Raw genomic sequence first — 19,187 nt, 5'->3', positions numbered from 1 at the left:
CAGTGGGTCGCCATCGGCATCACTGTCATTGGCGAGCACATCGAGAACCGTATTGCCGTCCTCGTTGAGGGTGAAGCTGTCATTGCCAAGAGCCGGCGCATCGTTGACTGCGCCGACATTGACGGTAACGGTATATTCCACCGTGGCTGTTCCGTCGCTCACCGTGTAGGTGAAACTGTCGTCGCCTTCGAAGTCGGGATCGGGCGTGAAGGTGTAGGTGCCATCGGTGTTGACGACGACACGGCCATTGGACGGCTGGCTTGCAGCCGCATAGGTCAGCGGCTCGCCTTCCGCATCGGTGGCGGCGGGCAAGATACCGCTATAGGGCGTATCTTCGGTCACATTGATCGTGTCATCGCTGCCAACCGGGGCGTCATTGGTGCCCGTGACCGTGACGGTGAAGGTTGCCGTCGATGTGCCGCCCTGACCGTCCGTGATCGTATACGTGATGCTGGTCGCGCGGGTTTCTCCGGCGGCAAGATTGTCAAAGTCGGTCCCTGGATTGAACGTATAGCTTCCATCTTCGGCAATGACGAAGCTGCCACCAGCGGTTCCCGTTACGCTTGTTCCGACGCCGGTCGCGCTGCCGTTTACGGCAGCAACAGTGATGACATCGCTGTCCGGATCACTATCCGCGCCCGAGCCATTATCAACAAAGACAGAGCCGGTCGCAGGTGTGTTTTCTGCGGTTGCGATTGCGTCGTTCTGAGCAAGCGGGGCTGGGTTGGACACGCTAATAGTGAAGCTACGTGTGATAGAGCCGCCCGGCTGACCGTCATTGATGGTAACGGTGATCTGATAGGTGCCGCCATTCACTTGTGAGGCATCATTTTCGAGCGTGCCGGAAATAATGCCGTCAGCACTCATTACCAGCCCGGCGGGCAAACCAGTCTGGCTGAAGGTCAGCGTATCGTTGTCCGGGTCCGTGAAGAACTGCGAGATGTCGAGGGTTACATCGTCGGCATCGTCGAACGCCTGATTGGGGATTTCTCCCGTCGGGGGATCTTCGACATTGGCAACATTGACGGTCACAGTGAAGGTGGCGGTCGTGCGACCATCATTCACGGTGTAGGTGAATGAGTCCGGGCCCGAGAAATTTGCGGACGGAACATAGCTATAGCTGCCATCTGCGCCAATTGTCACCGTGCCGTTTGTGGGCTGAGCGAGTACGGCGTAGGTCAGTGCGTCGCCATCGACATCGGTCACAGGCAGGAAGCCTGTCGATGTTTGATCCTCTGTGGCGTTCAGGGTGAAACTGCCACCCACCGGAGCGTCGTTTTCGCCTGTTACGGTGATCGTTAGTGTCGCTGTCGCAGTTCCATTTTCGCCATCGGAAATCGTGTAAGTAACGCTTGTGGTACGCGTTTCACCAACCTGAAGGTCGTCAAACTCGGTGCCGGGGTTGAAAGAGTAGGTGCCATCCGCGTTGATGACGAAGGTGCCGCCATCCGAGCCGGCAATGGCGTCGCCGGGGTTGCCTGAACCCACCGCAATAACGGTTAGCGTTGCGCCTTCAGCATCCGTGTCGTTCCCAAGGACGGTTGGGCTGTTGATAATCGGTGTGTTTTCGCCCGTGGTGGCTGTGTCATCAACGGCGATTGGAGGGTTGTTGACCGCTCCAACGCTGACCGTGACGACGGCCGCATTTGTGGCGTTTCCAATATCGGTCACGGAAATGGTGAGTGTGCGATCACCTGCGGTCAGATTGTCGTTGCGGTTTTCATATTGCAGGGCGCGCAACAAGGCACTCGCTGCTTCGTTTGGCATGGGAACGGCGGCACCTGCGGCGTTCTCGAAATGCACTGATGTGGCGCCATCGTATTGGTAGACGAATGTCGTACCTCCGAATGCAATGGTGCCACTCGATGCGGTGCCGAAAATGATGTCGGCAGTGCCGTTCAGATGAATAATTTCACTACCGGAATTGATAAAGCCGGCAAGGCTTATATCGAGTGAGACGATGCTCCCCTCTACGTCGGAAACAAAGGCATCCGGCGTAACAAGTCTGACTGGTCCGTCACCTTCGGTGAAGGTTACGGAATTGTCGGTTCCGCTGGTGGTGCCGTTCAGATCGATCACAGGCACATCGTTGACGACATTGATATTGAGCGTCACCGACGCGTCGGAAAATCCGCCGTTGCCGTCACTGATGCGGTAGGTAAAGGCGACTGTGCCGTTGAAATCCGCGGTCGGCGTGAAGGTAAGATTGCCCAGGGCATCGTTCAGCGTCACACTGCCGCCCGCGACGGCTATTGTTTCACCAACGCCAATAGGCTGGCCGTCGATCTGGGTGATTGACAGCGGGTCGCCATCCGGGTCTGTGTCGGCGCCAGCGTTACCGCTGACAGTGCCTGCTCCGGTTAGCGGATTGAAGCTGACGGGCGTGTCTTCCGTCAGGTCGACGACGTCGTTTGCCGCATTGGGTGCAGGGTTGGTGACAGTAAGAGTAAAGCTGGTGGAGGCCGAGGCAATGCCGTCACTCGCCCTGACAATGATTGTGTAGGGGCTGTCTTTCGACGCATCTGGATCGAGGGTACCGGAAATGATGCCGGTCGCCGGATCGAAAGTCAGTTCTGGCGGAAGCCCTTCGACTGTAATGGTCAGCGTCTGACCATCGACATCACTGAAATAGGGGCGGACATCAAGACTGAAGGCGGAGCTATCCACCTGTGCGAGGTCTGGGATAGGTGACGCCACGGGTGCATCGTTGACCGGGTTGACTGTTACCGTCACCGTCGCCGTGTCGCTACCGCCATTCCTGTCACCGATCGTATAGGTGAAGGATTCCGTGCCGTTGAAGTTGGGATTTGGCGTAAAGCGCAGAACTTCGCGTCCGTTCCCGTTGAGAACAAGTTGCACGGAGCCATTGCTGGTCATGACCGCAGGACCGCCAACCGTAAGATTCACGCCTTCAACGAGAATGACCGTATCTGTGTCGCCATCGGGGTCCTCATCATTGGCAAGGATGTCTATGTCGACAGGTGTGTCCTCATCCGTGGTAACCTGGTCATTCTCGGCATTCGGGGCCACATTCTTGATCGTATAGATGAAGTCCTGGAAGGTACTCCCACCATCGGGGTCGGTGGCCGTGATCCTGACTGCAAAATCGCGAAGACCCGTGGGGCCGGATGCGTCGGCGTCGATGACGCCGGATATAATGCCCGTGAGCGGGTCCAGCGTAAGTCCAGGCGGCAGTCCAGTTGCCGTATATGTCAGCGTTTCTCCCTCGGGATCGACAAAATTACCCGAAATGTCGAAACTGATCGTCTCCCCGTCATTGCGCGAAATATCCGCGATCGGGGACGAAATTGGTGGATCGTTCACTGCATCGACGGAAACGGTGATGATACCGGTGCTGAAGCCGCCTTGGCCGTCGGTTACGCGATAAACAATGGTGTCGGTGCCGTTGTAGTTGTCGTTCGGCGTGTAAGTGATGGTGCCGTCCGCATTGACGGTTACCGTGCCGTTTCCTGCGGCAGGCGGAAAATCGGGGTCAAGGAAAAGATTGTCGCCATCGGGGTCGATATCGATGCCATTGTCGCCGCTGGTTGTGCCCTCACCGGTGATCGGGTTGAAGGTAACTGGCTGATCCTCGCCGGTCTCAACCGTGTCATTTACGGCAATCGGTGCTGGATTGGTCACGGTGAACGTGAAGGTTTCCGCTACCGTGCCGCCGCGGCCATCGTTGGCCGTCACTGTCACAACATAGACGCCATCGTTGTTTGGACCGCCCTGGCTGGCGTTGTTGGCGATGATGCCCGTAATCGTTCCATCTGCCGCCATTTCAATGCCTTGTGGCAATCCGGTCTGGCTGAAAGTCAGCGTGTCATTGGCATCGATGTCTTGGAAAAATGCGTCAAGATGCAACGGATGGTCAGTGAGCGATTGGCCGTCCGCGCGGGTGTAATTTGGGATCTCGTCTGCTGTCGGGTCATCGTTGACGCCGGTGACGGTGACAGTAATCGTCGCGGTGTCGACATTCGTACCGTCGGTGACACGATAGGTTATGGTTGTCGTGCGGGGCGTATCACCTGCGGACATGTCGTCAAAGTCTGCGCCAGGATCAAACGTGTAGGTGCCATTGGCATTGATGGTGAAGGTGCCGCCATTCGAGCCGGCAACCACCACGCCGACATTGGCTGCTGATCCCTCCACCTGATCGACGGTGAGTGGATCTCCATCCGGGTCCTGGTCATTGGTAAGCACATTGCCGCCACCCGCCGTGTTTTCATCGACGGTTAGTGTGTCGTGGAAGGCCTTCGGTGGAAGGTTGGTAACAATCCATGTGACAATCCGTGTCGTCTTTCCGCCGTTGCCATCGGAGGCCGTGATTTCAACCGTATATGGATCTGTATTGGATGCGTCTGCGGCCAATGTGCCGGTGATCCGGCCGGCTGCGTCGATGGAGAGGCCTGGCGGAAGGCCGGTTGCGGTGAATGTCAGCGTGTCTCCGTCGACATCGCTGAAATACGGGCTGACATTATAATCGACAGCTTGGCTGTCGCTATCATATTGGTCGGGGATAGGGTTGGAGGTCGGATTGTCGTTGACGGGTGTAATGGTCACGCGCACCGTTGCTGTGGAAACCCCTCCATTGTTGTCAGTGATGGTGTAGGAAATCGTGTCGACGCCATTGAAATTGAGGGCGGGCACATAGGTCAGAGTGCCATTGGCATTGATGGTTACACTCCCGTTGCCTGCGCTGGCGGATACGATCGTCAACGGGTCGCCGTCGGGGTCTGTGTCGTTGGCGAGTGGAGTGATGACAGTCGGAGTGTCCTCGGCAATGGTAATGATGTCGTTGTTTGCCGTTGGCGCGGGATTGGTGACGGTCAGTTCGAAAGCCTGCGACGGGGTGGACGAGGTACCATCGCTTGCAACAATCGAAATCACATAGACGCCATCACCATTCGGACCGCCCTGGCTGGCGCTCTTGTCGATATTGCCAAAGATAAGCCCGGTGGCGGCATCATATTGCAGTCCAGCGGGAAGGCCCGTGATGGTGAAGGTCAGATTGTCGCCATCGGGATCTGTAAAGAAGTCCGCCACATCATAGGTGAAAGACTGGCCGTCGGCGCGAACCCGGTCTGGGATCGGCTGGGTCGGCACGGGGTCATCGTTGACCGGCAATACGGTGACCGTCACCGTCGCCGTTGAAACGCCTCCGTTCCCGTCGGAGATGGAATAGCTGAAGCTTTCCTGTCCGTTATAGTCCGCATTCGGCGTGAAGCGCAGGAACTGGGTTCCGTCCGGGTTTTCGATCAATCGGACCGATCCGTTGGTGGTTACGACCGGGGCTCCATTCGGCTGCAGAACGACGTTGTTGACGCGAATGACCTCGGCGGCATCGCCATCGGGATCGCTGTCATTGGCGAGAATGTCGATATCGACAGGCGTGTCTTCGTCTGTTGTGACGGCATCATCGTTGGCGATCGGTGGAACATTGAGGACGGTGTAGTTGAAATCGACAAAGGTCGTTCCACCGTTCGGGTCGGTTGCGATGACGCGAATACGATAGTTTTTCTCGCCCGTGGGACCTGAGGCATCCGGGGCGATCTGGCCGCTGATTGTCGACCCGGAAAGCACCAGACCAGGCGGAAGGGGGAAGTCCGCATCGATTGTATAGGTGAGGGCGCCGCCTTCCGGATCAGAGAAAAAGGCAGAGAGATCAAGGCTGTCGGTATCGCCGTCGTTGCGGGTGCGATCGGCAATCGGACTACCGGCGGGATCATCGTTGACGGGGGTGATTGTCACGGTGACGGTTGCCGTTGCGGTGCCGCCATTCCCGTCGGAGATCGTGTAAGTGATCGTGTCGGTGCCATTGTAGTCTGTGGCCGGCAGATAGGATATCTCGCCGTCCGCGAGAATAGTCACCGTTCCATGGGCGGCCGTTGCCGAGACAACGGAGAGCGGATCGCCGTCTGGGTCACTGTCATTGGCAAGCACATTGATCGTGACTGCGGTATCTTCCGCGGTCGTTACGGTATCGTTGACGGCGACGGGCGCCGGATTCGACACGGTCAACGCGAATGTCTGCTGGGCCGTACCACCATTGCCATCCGATACTGTGATCGTCACCGTGTAGACGCCGTTGGTTCCACCCTGGCTGGCATTTCGATCGATGGTGCCGGTGATGACGCCTGCGGCACTGAGGCTGAGGCCGTTCGGAAGGCCTGTCTGCGTGTAGGTCAGTGTATCGCCATCGGCATCGGAGAAGAAGCTCGAGACGTCAAAATTGACGACGGCGCCGTCATTGGCGGAACGGTCAGGTATTGTTGAGCCGACTGGGTTATCATTGACGTCGCTGATAGTGACGGTGACAGTATACTCATTGCGGGCACCACCTGGATCAGTAACAACGAAGCTGAAGCTGTCTGTGCCATCAAAATCGGAGTTTGGCGTGTAGATGTAGGTGCCGTCCGCATTGATGACAACGGTGCCGTTGGCGGGTGTCGTCATCCCTGCGGAGAATGTAATTGTGTCGCCATCGACATCGGTTGCAACGAGTGTGCCGGTAAATGGCGTATCTTCGGGCGTGGAAATGCTGATGTCGGACGACGTTGGAGCGTCGTTGACTGGTGTCACCGTACCGGTCACAGTTGCGTTTGCCGAGGCCGTTCCGTCTGACAGGGTGTAGGTAAAGCTGATTGGACCATTATAGTTGGCGTTCGGCGTGAAGCTCAGGCGACCATCGGCATCAAGCCTTACGGCTCCTCCGGTGATGGTGGTTGATTGGCCTGGCGTGATCGTGGTTCCATTGATGGCCGTCACCGTCAGTGCGTCACCATCAGCGTCGGTATCGTTACTGCGGACATCGAAGGTGATCGCGGTATCTTCAGGTGTCGTGAACGTATCGTTGACGGCGACCGGAACGTCGTTGACAGGGCTTACCGTGCCGTTCACCGTGGCGGTCGCCGTGCCGCCGTTACCGTCAGAGACGGTGTAGGTAAAGCTTGGGCTGCCATTGTAATTGGCCGCTGGAGTGAAGGTCAGTGTCCCGTTGGCATTCAGTGTCACGGTGCCGCCGGTGACGGAAACCGTTGCTCCTGTGACGATCCCGGTTCCGTTGATCTGGGTGATGGTCAGCGTATCGCCATCGATGTCACTGTCATTTCCCCGAACATCCAGCGTGATCGGCGTGTCTTCAAGAGTGGTGAAGCTGTCGTTTACGGCTACGGGGGCATCGTTGACTGCCGTCACAGTTCCATTGACGGTTGCCGTTGCGCTGCCGCCGCTGCCATCAGAGATCGTGTAGGTAAAGCTTGTGCTGCCGTTATAGTTGGCGGCCGGGCTGAACGTGAGAGTACCGTTGGCGTTCAGAGTGACTGTGCCGCCTGTAACGGAAACCGTCGCGCCGGTGACAATCGCGGTTCCGTCGATCTGGGTGATGGTCAGCGTGTCACCATCCGGATCGCTGTCATTGGCGAGAACGGAAATCGTTGTTGCCGCGTCCTCCGCAGTAATGAAGGTGTCTCCAGTCGCGATCGGGGCGTCCTGCTCCGGCGTGACGGTGCCGGTGACGGTCGCCGTTGCAGTGCCGCCTTTACCGTCTGAGATCGTGTAGGTGAAGCTCGGGTTGCCATTGTAATTGGCATCGGGTGCAAAGGTGAGCGTGCCGTCGGCGTTAAGTGTCACCGTGCCGCCTGTGACCGCGACCGAGCCACCAGACGAAATCGCCAGACCATTGATCTGGGTCACTGTCAGCGTGTCACCATCAACATCGAAGTCGTTGCCTCGAACGTCAAACGTAATCGCAGTGTCTTCTGGTGTGGTGAAGGTGTCGTCGATGGCGACGGGTGGGTCCTGAACTGCGTTGACCGTACCGTTGACGGTAGCGGTTGTTGCTCCACCATGGCCGTCGGCGACGGTATAGGTGAAATTCAGGGTGCCGTTATAGTTTGCGTTCGGTGTAAAGGTCAGCGAGCCGTTCGCATTCAGCGAGACAAGTCCACCCGTTACGGTAACCGGATTGCCAATCGAGATTTCGGTGCCGTTTATTGCTGTAACGGTGAGCGTGCCGCCATCGACATCCGTGTCATTGGCGAGCACGTTAAAGGTGACGGCCGTGTCCTCATTCGTGGTGAAGCTGTCATTCACCGCGATCGGCGCATCGTTCTGGCCGGTGACGGTGACGGTCACCGTAGCCGTGGATGTTCCACCCTGGCCGTCGGATATCGTGTAGGTTACTGCCGTCGTGCGCGTTTGACCTGCCGCCAGATTGTCGAAACTTGTACCGGGATTAAAGGCATAGGTTCCATCGGCATTGATGGTGAACGTGCCACCGTTCGAACCGGCCACTGCAGAGCCGACCCCGGCACTGCTGCCGCCGACGGCGAAGACGGAAATCGGGTCACCGTCCGGATCGCTGTCATTGGTAAGCACAGAACCGTTGATCGCGGCGTTTTCCGTTGTCGAGAAATCGTCGTTACCCGCGACCGGAGCCGGATTGGCGACCGCCCAGGTGAAACTGCGACTTGCCTGCGCGCCTGCGAGATCTGTGGCCGTCACTGTAACAGAATAGGGACCAGAGACACTGGCGCTGCGGTCGATTGTGCCTGTGATGATACCGGCTGCACTGATCGACAGACCAGGGGGGAGACCGGTTGCGGTGAAGGTCAGGCTGTCGCCCGCGTCCGGGTCGCTGAAGTTGCCAGCTACATTGAGCGAGACGTTTTGCGCGTCGCTTGAACTCTGGTTGGCGATCGGGGTCGAAATCGGGGCATCGTTGACACCTGTTACGGTGATCGTGAAGGTAGCTGTTGCCGTGCCACCGTTACCATCAGCAACCTGATAGGTCACGGACGTCGTGCGTGTCTGACCTGCAGCGAGATCGGCGAACGCATTGCCCGGATTAAAGATGGCAGCGCCATTGGCGCCAATTGTGAATGCACCGCCGTTTGAGCCCGCGACGGCCAAGCCGACATTGCCGGCGACGCCATTGACCTGTGAGACAGTCAGCGTATCGCCGTCGACGTCGCTGTCATTGGTGATGACGTTCGTGGAGACATTGCTGTTGGCGGTGGTCTGGGCGCTGTCGTTTACGGCGATCGGTGCGTCGTTGACCGCGTTAACGGTGACCGTAACCGTGTATTCGACCGTCGCCGTTCCGTCGTTCACGCGGTATCTGAATGTATCCGTGCCATTGAAATTGGCTGTAGGCGTATAGGTGTATGTGCCATTGGCATTGATGGTAACGACGCCGTGGGACGGTCCCAGTGAGCCAGCCGAATAGGTGAGTGTGTCGCCGTCTACATCGGTTGCGACAGGCAAGGTGCCGGAGAAGACGGTATCTTCGTTGATGGTGATTGCTGCATTGGAGCCAACCGGCGCGTCGTTGACCGGCGTGATCGAAATCGTCGCCGTATCGGTGTCCAAAAGAGCGCCGCCGCTGCCGGTATTGCCGTTGTCGTTGGTGACCATGGTCAAGGTCACAGAGCCGTTTGCGTTGGCAAGCGGCGTGTAGATCGGACTTGCTGCTCCTGCAAGAAACGCATTGATATTGGCGACCGTACCGGTGAGCGTGATGGTGCCTGTGCCGGAACCGGTAACTGTAACGCTGCCGCCATTTGTTGCCGAAAGCGTGCCTGATCCGACCGTAAGCGTAACGGTCATATTGCCGTTTCCGACGTCGACGTCCGAAATTGCGAGGCCCGTCAGGGCCAGCGCGGTATCCTCGTTGGTGACAAAGCTACCCGGTAGAGTGTTGATGGGCGCGTCGTTGACCGCAGTTACGTTGAAGGTAATTGTGTTCGGGCTGAGGTCAGTATCAACGCCTCCGGTTGCCGTGCCGCCATTGTCACGGACCTGGAATGTGAAGGAGGCGAGTGCGGTCCCATTTGCGTTGGTTGAAGGCGTAAAGGTGAGGCTGCCAATATTGGCCGCACTGATAACCTGACCGGCCGTAACAGGAACACCGCTGATCGAGAGGGTGCCGTTGGTCGGTAGCGTGTTGATGATGATTGCCGAAAGGGTATTGGCGGGAGAATCGTTTGGATCGGTGAAGCCGAAATCTGCAGCCGTAAATGTGTAGCTGCCGTCTTCCGTAAGAGTGATCGTCTTGTCAGCACCCGCCGGTGCGTCGTTAACAGGGGTGATCGATATCGTTGCGGTGTCGACATCCGTCAGCGCAGGCCCGCCAGTGTTGCCATTGTCATTGGTCGTCATAGTTAGGGTAACATTGGCGACGGAGTTCGCGGCCGGTGTAAAGGTGGGACGCGAAGTTCCCGACAGGTAGGCATTGATGGCGGAGATCGTCCCGGAGAGAACAATCTGGCCGGAGCCGCTGTTGCTTACGGTCACGCCGCCGGAGGTCGATGCCGTTAGAACGCCGCTATCGACGGAAAGTGTGACCGAGACTGTGCCGGTACCAGCATCCGCATCTGCAATCGACAGTCCAGTCAGGCCAAGGCCTGTGTCCTCGAGCGTCGTATAGCTGGTCGGCAGGGTGTTGACTGGTGGTGTATTGATGGATGCAACCGCGACGGTGACTGTCGCCGTTTCAGTGACGCCGCCTGACGTGACCGTATAGGTGAAGGTTGTCACACCGTTGTAATCGAGCGTCGGGGTGAAAACGAGTTGTCCACCGGCGGTCAACTGCACGGTGCCGTTATTGACGGCGACCGTGCCGCCAACGGCAATCGCGGTGCCGTTGATCGCAGTGATCGCGCGGCCCGGATTGTCAAAAGTATCGTTGGCGAGAACCGGGATGGTGACTGCGACATCCTCATCGGTCGAGACGGAATCGTTGGCAATGTCGGTAACCGCAGTGATCGTCACACCGATTGTGTCTGTGTCGGTGAGGGCTCCGTCGGAGGTGGAAAGCGTGATCTGGGCCGGGCCATTGTAGTCGCGGGTCGGCACATAGGTCGCTCCGGCCAATGCTGCGTTGATCGCAGCTGTCGTTCCGGAGAATGTCATCGTGGCATCGGATGTGCCGTCACCTGCCGTAAACGTGAGGCCGGTGATACTGGACAATGAGAATGCGCCATTGGTCACCGTAACGGTTACCGTCAGTGTTTCATTGTCGATATCCGCCACCGTAATCGCATTACCTGCGGCCGCGGAGAAGGTGATAGTCCCGTCTTCAGAAATCGTTTGTGTGCCCGGAACGGTGTTCACGGGCGCGTCGTTGACTGCTGTCACATTGACCGTGACGGTCGCGGTTTCAGTCACGCCGCCTGATGTTACCGTGTAGGTGAAATTCGTTTGCCCGTTGTAGTTTGCTGCGGGTGTAAAGGTGATTGTTCCGTCGGCATTCAGACGCGCGGTGCCATTCGCCACCGTGACTGTTCCATTGACGGCGACTGCGGTGCCGTTGATCGCGGTGATGGTGTGTGCCGAATTTTCGAATGTATCGTTGGCGTTGACATTGATTGTAACGGCAGCGTCTTCATTGGTTGTCACGGTGTCATTGGCGATGTCGGCAACCGCCGTGACCGTGATTGCAATGCCATCTGTATCGGAAAGCGATCCATCGGACGTGACGAGCGTCAGTTGGGCCGAGCCATTGTAATCGGCAGTCGGCGTATAGGAGAGCCCGGCGAGTGCTGCGTTGATCTGCGCTGCAGTGCCAGCGATCGTTACTGTAGCCGTGCCATTATTGCTGATCGTTGCACCGCCGCCTGTGGTCACCGAAAGCGACCCATTCGTGACGCTTACGGTGGTCGTCAACGTGCCGCCATCGATGTCGGTGACGCTGACGCCACCAATAGAAAGCTGTGAATCTTCTGCGGTTGTTTGTGCACCCGGCACGGTATTGACCGGTGCATCGTTGACCGGGGTGACATTCACCGTGACGGTTGCCGTTTCAGTGACGCCGCCTGAGGTGACAGTGTAGGTGAACGTGGTTTGGCCATTGTAGTCGGCCGACGGCGTGAACGTGAGTGTGCCGTTTGCATTGAGGCGCACCGTGCCATTTGCCACGGCTACCACGCCATTGGCCACGATTGAACTGCCATTGATGGCGGTAATCTGATGGGCGGAATTTTCGAAGCTGTCGTTGGCGTTGATGTCTATCGTTGTCGCCGTGTCCTCATTGGTGGTGGCCGTGTCGCTGGCAATGTCGGTGACCGCGTTGACGGTGATCGTGCGGCTATCGGTGTCAGTCAGCGAACCGTCGCTGCTCGTCATGGTGAGCGTCACGGCGCCATTGAAGTCGGCGACCGGCGTATAAACCGGTTGTGTCGCACTCGCTGCAAGATAGGCATTGATGTTGGCGAGCGTGCCGCTCAGCGTGATCGTGCCCGTACCGGACCCCGAAATGATGATGCCGCCAGCGCTGGTGGCCGCGATGCTACCGGAGTTAACGCTGAGCGAGACAGTCATTGTCGCAGTGCCGGCATCTGGATCGGCGACGGAAAGGCCGCTCAAGGTGAGCGTTGCATCCTCTGCGGTCGTGTAGCTGGCGGGAAGCGTATTGACGGGAGCATCGTTGACGGGGGTCACTGAGACAGTTGTCACTGCCGTGTTCGACGCCGCCGAGCCATCGTTGACCGAAATGCTGATCGTACGGGCGGTTGAACCTGGATCGTCTGACGTTGATGTGTAGCGGATCTGCTGCAGCGCCGTCTGATAATCGGCCTTGGTGGCGGAACCGGACAGAGTGAGCGTGTAGGTGCCTGTGTCGTAACTGAAACTGATGCCGGTCGGCAGTGTACCCGCGACCGACAGCGTGTCACCCGCAACCGGGTTGGTGATGACGATCGTCGCCGAAGACATGTTGGCATTGTCGACGTCGGTGATCAGGACGTCCGTATCGACGATCGCGACACCGGTGCCATTCTCGGTATAGCTTGTTGTGAAACCTGTGCCTGCACCAGACGCGTCGAGATCGAGGATCGGGGCGTCGTTGACAGGGGTCACTGTGATCGTTGCCGTATCGACATCGGTCAACGTGCCTCCCGAACCCGTATTGCCGCCGTCACTCGTGGTCATGGTCAGCGTCACGTTGCCGTTGAAATCCGCGACTGGCGTGAATGTTGGGCGAGAGGCCCCGGCAAGGAACGTGTTGATATTGGCAAGGGTGCCGGTGAGCGTGATCGTACCTGTTCCTGAACCCGATACCGTCACGCCGTTTGCGGCGCTCGCGGTCAGGGTCCCGGAGTTGACCCCCAGGGTTACCGTCATCGTACCGGTTGCCGCATCGGCATCACTGATCTGCATTCCGGTCAAACCAACCGATGTATCTTCGGTCGTTGAGTAACCGGCCGGCAACGTGTTGACCGGTGCATCGTTCACGGCATTGATGGTGATCGGTCGGGTATCGACATCGGTCAATGTCCCGCCGGAGCCCGTGTTGCCGCCATCGCTGGTGGTCATGGTCAGCGTCACACTGCCATTGGCATTGGCGACCGGAACATAAACCGGGGCTGAAGCGGATGCGAGGTAGGCGTTGATGTTGGCAAGCGTGCCGGTGAGGGTGATCGTGCTGCCCGAACCGGAAATCGTGACGCCTCCACCGGACGTTGCCGTCAGTGTACCTGCGGTGACGGACAGTTGAACCGTCATCGTACCGGTTCCGGCATCGACGTCGGCAATCGACAAGCCTGTCAACGCGACGTTTGTGTCTTCATTGGTTGCCCAGCCAAAAGCCGGAAGGGTGTTAACCGGCGCGTCGTTGACGGCGGTAACGTTGACGGTGACAGTTGCGGTTTCAGTGACGCCGCCAGAGGTAACGGTGTACGTGAAACTTGTCTGGCCGTTGAAATTGGCGGTTGGGGTGTAGGTGATCGTGCCGTCGGCATTGAAGGTGACAACGCCTTGTCCGGACGGCGGTTGGGTAACGGAGGTCAGCGTACGGTTGGCGTTTTCGAAATTGTCAGCGGAAGCGCCATTGGTACCCGTGATGACATTGAAGCTGAGTGCCGTATCTTCATTCGTGGTAACCGTGTCCGGGACGATATCGGCGACGGGCGTTATGGTGATCGCAACTGTGTCCGTATCGGAGAGCGATCCGTCCGAGGTCACCATCGTCAGGGTGTCAGAACCGTTATAGTCGGGGTTGCCCTGGTAGCGCACGGAGGCAAGTACGCTGTTTACCTGCGCCTGCGTGCCGGAGATTGTTACGGTGCCTGTACCCGAACCTGTTATCGTACCCGCTATCGTTGACGGCGATAGGGTGCCGTTTGCAACAGTCAGAGTGACCGTTACGTTCGTCGTGTCTACATCGGTGACGGAAAGGCCGGTAATTGCCGTCAGCACGTCTTCCTGTACGGTCACAGGGCCGGGCACAGTGTTGACAGGTGCATCATTGACCGCAATCACATTGACGGTTGCAACTGCCGTGTTGGAATTCGCGGCCCCGTCATTGGTAACGACATTGATCGTGCGGGCGATTGTCGAAGGGTTTTCCGACGTCGAGGAGTATCTGATCGCCTGCAGTGCGGTCTGATAGTCGGCCTTCGTTGCCGATCCGGTCAGCGTGAGGGTAAATGTAGCGGCATTGTAGCTGGCGGAGATGCCGGGAACGGTGGTGCTCAAGGCCAAGACGTCGCCCGCCTGGCCGTTAGAGATCACGACCGTCAGCGAACTCATATTGGCATTATCGACATCGGCAATGAGCGCGGCAGTCCCGGTAATTGCCACACCAGTTCCGTTTTCCGTATAGCTGGTCGAATACCCTGTGCCGGTGCTTCCGGTGTCGAGATCGAGAATTGGCGGATCATTGACGGCCGCGATGCTGATTGTGCGGGTGTCGACATCAGTCAAGGTGCCACCGGTGCCGGTATTGCCTCCGTCACTGGTGGTCATAGTCAAGGTGACCGACCCGTTTGCGTCTGCAACCGGTACATAGATTGGTGCGGAAGCTGACGCGAGGTAGGCGTTGATGTTGGCGAGCGTGCCCGTCAGCGTCAGGGTTGCCGTTCCCGATCCTGTGACCGTGACGCTGCCGCCGAATGTCGCGGTGATCGTGCCTGAGGAGACGCCGAGCGTCACCGTCATGGTGCCGCCGGCGGCATCGAGATCGGCGACCGAAAGGCCTGTCAGGGAGACGCTTGTATCTTCGTTGGTCGCCCAGCCCGATGCCGGGAGCGTGTTTACAGGCGCGTCGTTGACCGCTGTAACCGCAACCGTCGTTACGGCAGTGTTGGAGGCAAGCGCGCCATCGTTGACGGTTACGCTGATCGTGCGACCCGTAACGGTGTTGCCAATTGTCGGATTGTCGGATGTCGAGGAATAAAGGATCTGCGCCAGTGCAGTCTGGTATGCGGCCTTGGTGGCTGAGCCGGTCAAGGTGAGCGTGTAGGTGGTCGAATTGTAGCTTGCGGTGATACCGGCTGGCAGTGTGCCTGTTGCGGCAAGAACGTCGCCCGCCTGGCCATTGGTGATTACGATCGTGGCGGACGCAATATTGGCGTTGTCGACATCAACGACGGAATTGTTGCTGGCTGCGATCGCGACGCCAATGCCATTTTCCGTGTAACCGACGGAATAACCGGAACCGGCAGATGAGCCGTCGAGATCGAGCACCGGCGCATCGTTGACCGGATTGATGGTGATGTTGCGAGTATCGATATCGGTGAGCGCGCCACCCGTTCCCGTGTTGCCATTGTCGCTGGTGGTCATCGTCAGGACGACAGCGCCGTTGGCGTCAGCGACCGGGACGTAGATCGGGGCGGCAGCCGAAGCGAGGTAGGCATTGATATTGGCGATCGTGCCGGTCAGGGTAATCGTGCTCGTGCCGGAACCTGCAATAGTCACGCTGCCGCCGGATGTCGCTGTGATCGCGCCAGTTGCGACATTCAGCGTGACGGTCATGGTGCCGCTGCCAGCATCGATATCCGCAATCGACAGGCCCGAAAGGGCGACACTGGTGTCTTCGTTGGTCGCCCAGCCGCTCGCGGGCAGCGTATTGACTGGTGCGTCATTGACGGCCACGACGTTGATTGTCGAGGTTGCAACCGCGGATGTGAGGCCGCCATCGTTGACGGTGACATTGATGACACGCGGCGTCGTACCGGGACTGTCGCCACTGTTCGAGAAGGTGATGGCGCGGATTGCGGCTGCGTAGTTTGCCTTTGTCGCAGATCCACTGAGCGTAACGGTGATCTGGCCAGAAACAGAGGTGTCGACCGTTCCGGTAATTCCGGTCGGGAGGGTGCCAAGATTAAGGACGTCTCCGGCCTGTGCATTGGTCAGCACGATAGTTGCGGAGCGCATATTCGTGCTGTCACGGTCGCGGACGTCGGCGAGGCTACCCGCTGTTGTCGAAGCTATCGAAACCCCGGCGCCATTTTCGGTATAGGTCGTTGTGTAGTTGACGCCGGCAACGCTATCGACATTCCTGAGTGCGCTGACATTGTCGATGAATATGTCGTCCGTACTGGGCGCCAGCAAGCCGCCCGCCGCCGAGTAGGTGAAGACAAGATCGCCGGTTGCAGCCACGGTGGAAGGCAGATTGAGCGTAACGGCAGTGCGGGTCCATGCCGTGGTGCCTGCCGTTGACGCGGCTACCGTGGTTGGAGAGCCACTTGCGCCATTGAAGTAGGTGATGGTCGCCGTGTTCGGCGTTCCGTTCAACGTGCCGGTAGTGATACGTGCGTAGAGAACGCCGCCTATGGTGATGTCGAGCGTCGCCGGTGTGTTGTTGTCATTGGAGACACCAAGCAGAAGGTTGTTGCTCCAGCCCAAATCGAACGTCAGTTGCGCTGCACCGGAAGGCGCAAGCCCATCGTTCCAGCCGGTTACGTTTGCCTGCGTCAGGGTGCCGCTACCGCCATTGACCGTCCATGCGAAACCGTCATTGGCAATTGCTCCGCCACTACCGCCAACCGTCCAGCCTGTCGAACCAGGTGTTCCGCCATTGGTGATGATCTGTGTCGGGGTCGTGCCGGAGTTCAGGTCGACTACGGGCGCGATGGCGTTGTAGCCGAAATCCGCGGCAAGACTGCTTGCGCCGATCAGTGTCAATGTCGCGGACTGTGTAGTCGCCGTTGTTGCGGTTGCACCGCCAAGAACGCCATTCGTATCGGTGACGCGAACAACATACTGGCCTGGCAAGACACCGGTGAACAGGTATTTTCCGTCAGCGCCGGTCGTGTCTGTCGCAAGAACACGCTCACCCGTATCGGCGACACCGTTGCCGTTCACGTCATCGATCAGTTGCACCGTGACATTGGCGATCCCGACGTCACCGCTGTCGAAGGTTCCATTGGTGTTGTTGTCGTCGTAAATCTGGTCGCCAATAGACCCTGTCGGAGGTACCCAGCGGGCACCATCGGAAACGGTACCGATTGCCGTCGTGCCGTTGGTGGTGATCGCGATCGCCGAGCCGATCGCAGCGCCGGTCGTAACGTTGATCTGCTGGATCGACGAACCTACGAGGTAGGTGTTTCCATTGATGTCGCCACCACCCTGCACCAGCGTCGTGCCGGTGGGGTTGGTGAATGAGCTGACGATTGCACCGGTCGAGAGGTTGTAGCGCGTGATGGTGGAGGCGGCGCCATTGAGGCTGAGCAGATAGTTGTTCGTCGTATCGATTGCGAAATCGCCCCAGTCATTCGTACCGGTGACTGCTGCTCCAAACGTGGAGGCTGAGGCGATGGTGCGGCCGTTTCCGCTGAAGGTGATGCGCCATATCTGGTCATCGCCGCTGGCGTTGATGTTTTCAATGCCGAGATAAAGTGAGCCGTTGTAAAAGGTCGCGGCACCGCTGCCGACACCTCTATCACCCACCGTGACACTTAAACCCGTGCCGTTATTGGTCAGGTCACTGTCGATCAGAATGTGGGTGTTGTTGATGAAGTCATACGCAAACAGCGCGCGGTTGGCATTCGCGGCATTGCTGTCGGTGTAATAGATAAGCCCGTTTGCCTGGTCGACGGCGAGCGAGTTCAGCGTATCGCTCAAGCCGACCCCACCGATGGTGGCGGGGGCCGTCGTGATGGCGGTTGCCTTACCGGTGACGACATCGACGCTGTAAAGCGTTCGGCCTGAGACAACGAGAAGGGCACCGTTGCCGACGCTGGCCTGAACGTTCAGCAATTCGGCATATTCTCGCTGGGCATCCATGGTGGGCAGAACGCTGGCAGTGATCTCGCCGGTGCGATATTCAAGATCCCAATCGCCGCCGAGATCGGCGCTGCCCGTGGCGTCGGTCGAAGCCGCAATATCGGCGCCGGTCATGTATCCCATCATGCGGGCCGCATTCTGACCGAGCTCACCACGAGCGAAGTCGCAGCCATAGATCAGGATATCGGCGTCATCGCTCAGATAGGATTTGAGGCTTTGCAGCTCGTCGGCATAGTCGCCGGCCATTGATTCAATCGTCAGTTCGGCAGAGCCAAGATAAAGCCGGCCTTCATCCCCATGCGAGATGATGTGGACTGTCTCCACATCCTTCATGTTGGAAAGCGCTTCGGCCAGTTGCTCGACACCATCGCGACCCTGTTCCAGGACCACGACCTCAAAGTCGCCCTCAATTCCCTGGAGCAGCGTTTCGTAGTCCGGGACGGAACTGTCGACAATCACCACCTGCTTTGACGATATCTCATCAGATGGAACGTCGTCAGGGGTCGAATCCGTTGCGGCCGTCAATGCTGCGGCGAGAGCGTGTTGGTCCCCATCACCGGTATCGTCCGTTTGATGATGGTCGCCATTCTCGCCGACCTGTGACGCATGTTCGTCCTGAGTTTGGTCGACGGTTGCAGCGCCAGCGGCATCGAATGCGATGCGCTGCTCGAGCTCCATCAGCATCGAACTCAGTCTGTCCTGTTTGCCTTTTTTCGACTCAGTCTTTTTTTTCTTACCTGCCGTGGACGACTGATGCCGACGAGGAAAATGCTCGTTCATTCACATGTCTCCCGCTTCCAGACCCCAGACAGACCGCGCGGATGGGTGCCCGAGAAGACTCAGGCAACGGCTGTCGGATTAACGAGTTCCAAACTTGACGGTGCGTTCGTTAACAAAAAACTAATTTCGGCCGGCAAGCTTTAGCAAGTGAGAATGTATACATAAATCCCTGTGGGGTCGACGTCTTCCTGACTTTTGTCAAGAAAATCTGCATCCTCAACGGGAGGGCAATTTTTGCCTGCAAGTATGAAGACCGACGATTTAAGGTCCTGTTAACCATATCCGTCAATCATTTAACGGCCCTTAGGTTTCCGACACAACGTTTCTTCTGGTTGAAACGTTGGAGCCGTGCGTTCCCTGGTATTGCTTCTCGCAAGGGTTTCGTAGTGATGACATAC

1 protein-coding gene is annotated in these 19,187 nt (G+C 58.1%); it reads right to left on the bottom strand.

Features of this window, described 5'->3' with window-relative positions:
- Positions 1-18,789, bottom strand: an 18,789-nt coding sequence (locus tag ACIQT8_RS07035; RefSeq protein ID WP_400964545.1) for an Ig-like domain-containing protein, incomplete at its 3' end; no start/stop codon positions are given.
- Positions 18,790-19,187 lie beyond the last annotated feature (398 nt).

It is taken from the genome of Agrobacterium sp. NPDC090273, assembly GCF_044772305.1.
Taxonomy (GTDB): domain Bacteria; phylum Pseudomonadota; class Alphaproteobacteria; order Rhizobiales; family Rhizobiaceae; genus Agrobacterium.
The sequence above is the reverse complement of the archived record's forward strand: the minus strand, read 5'-3'. Positions and strand labels throughout refer to the sequence as shown.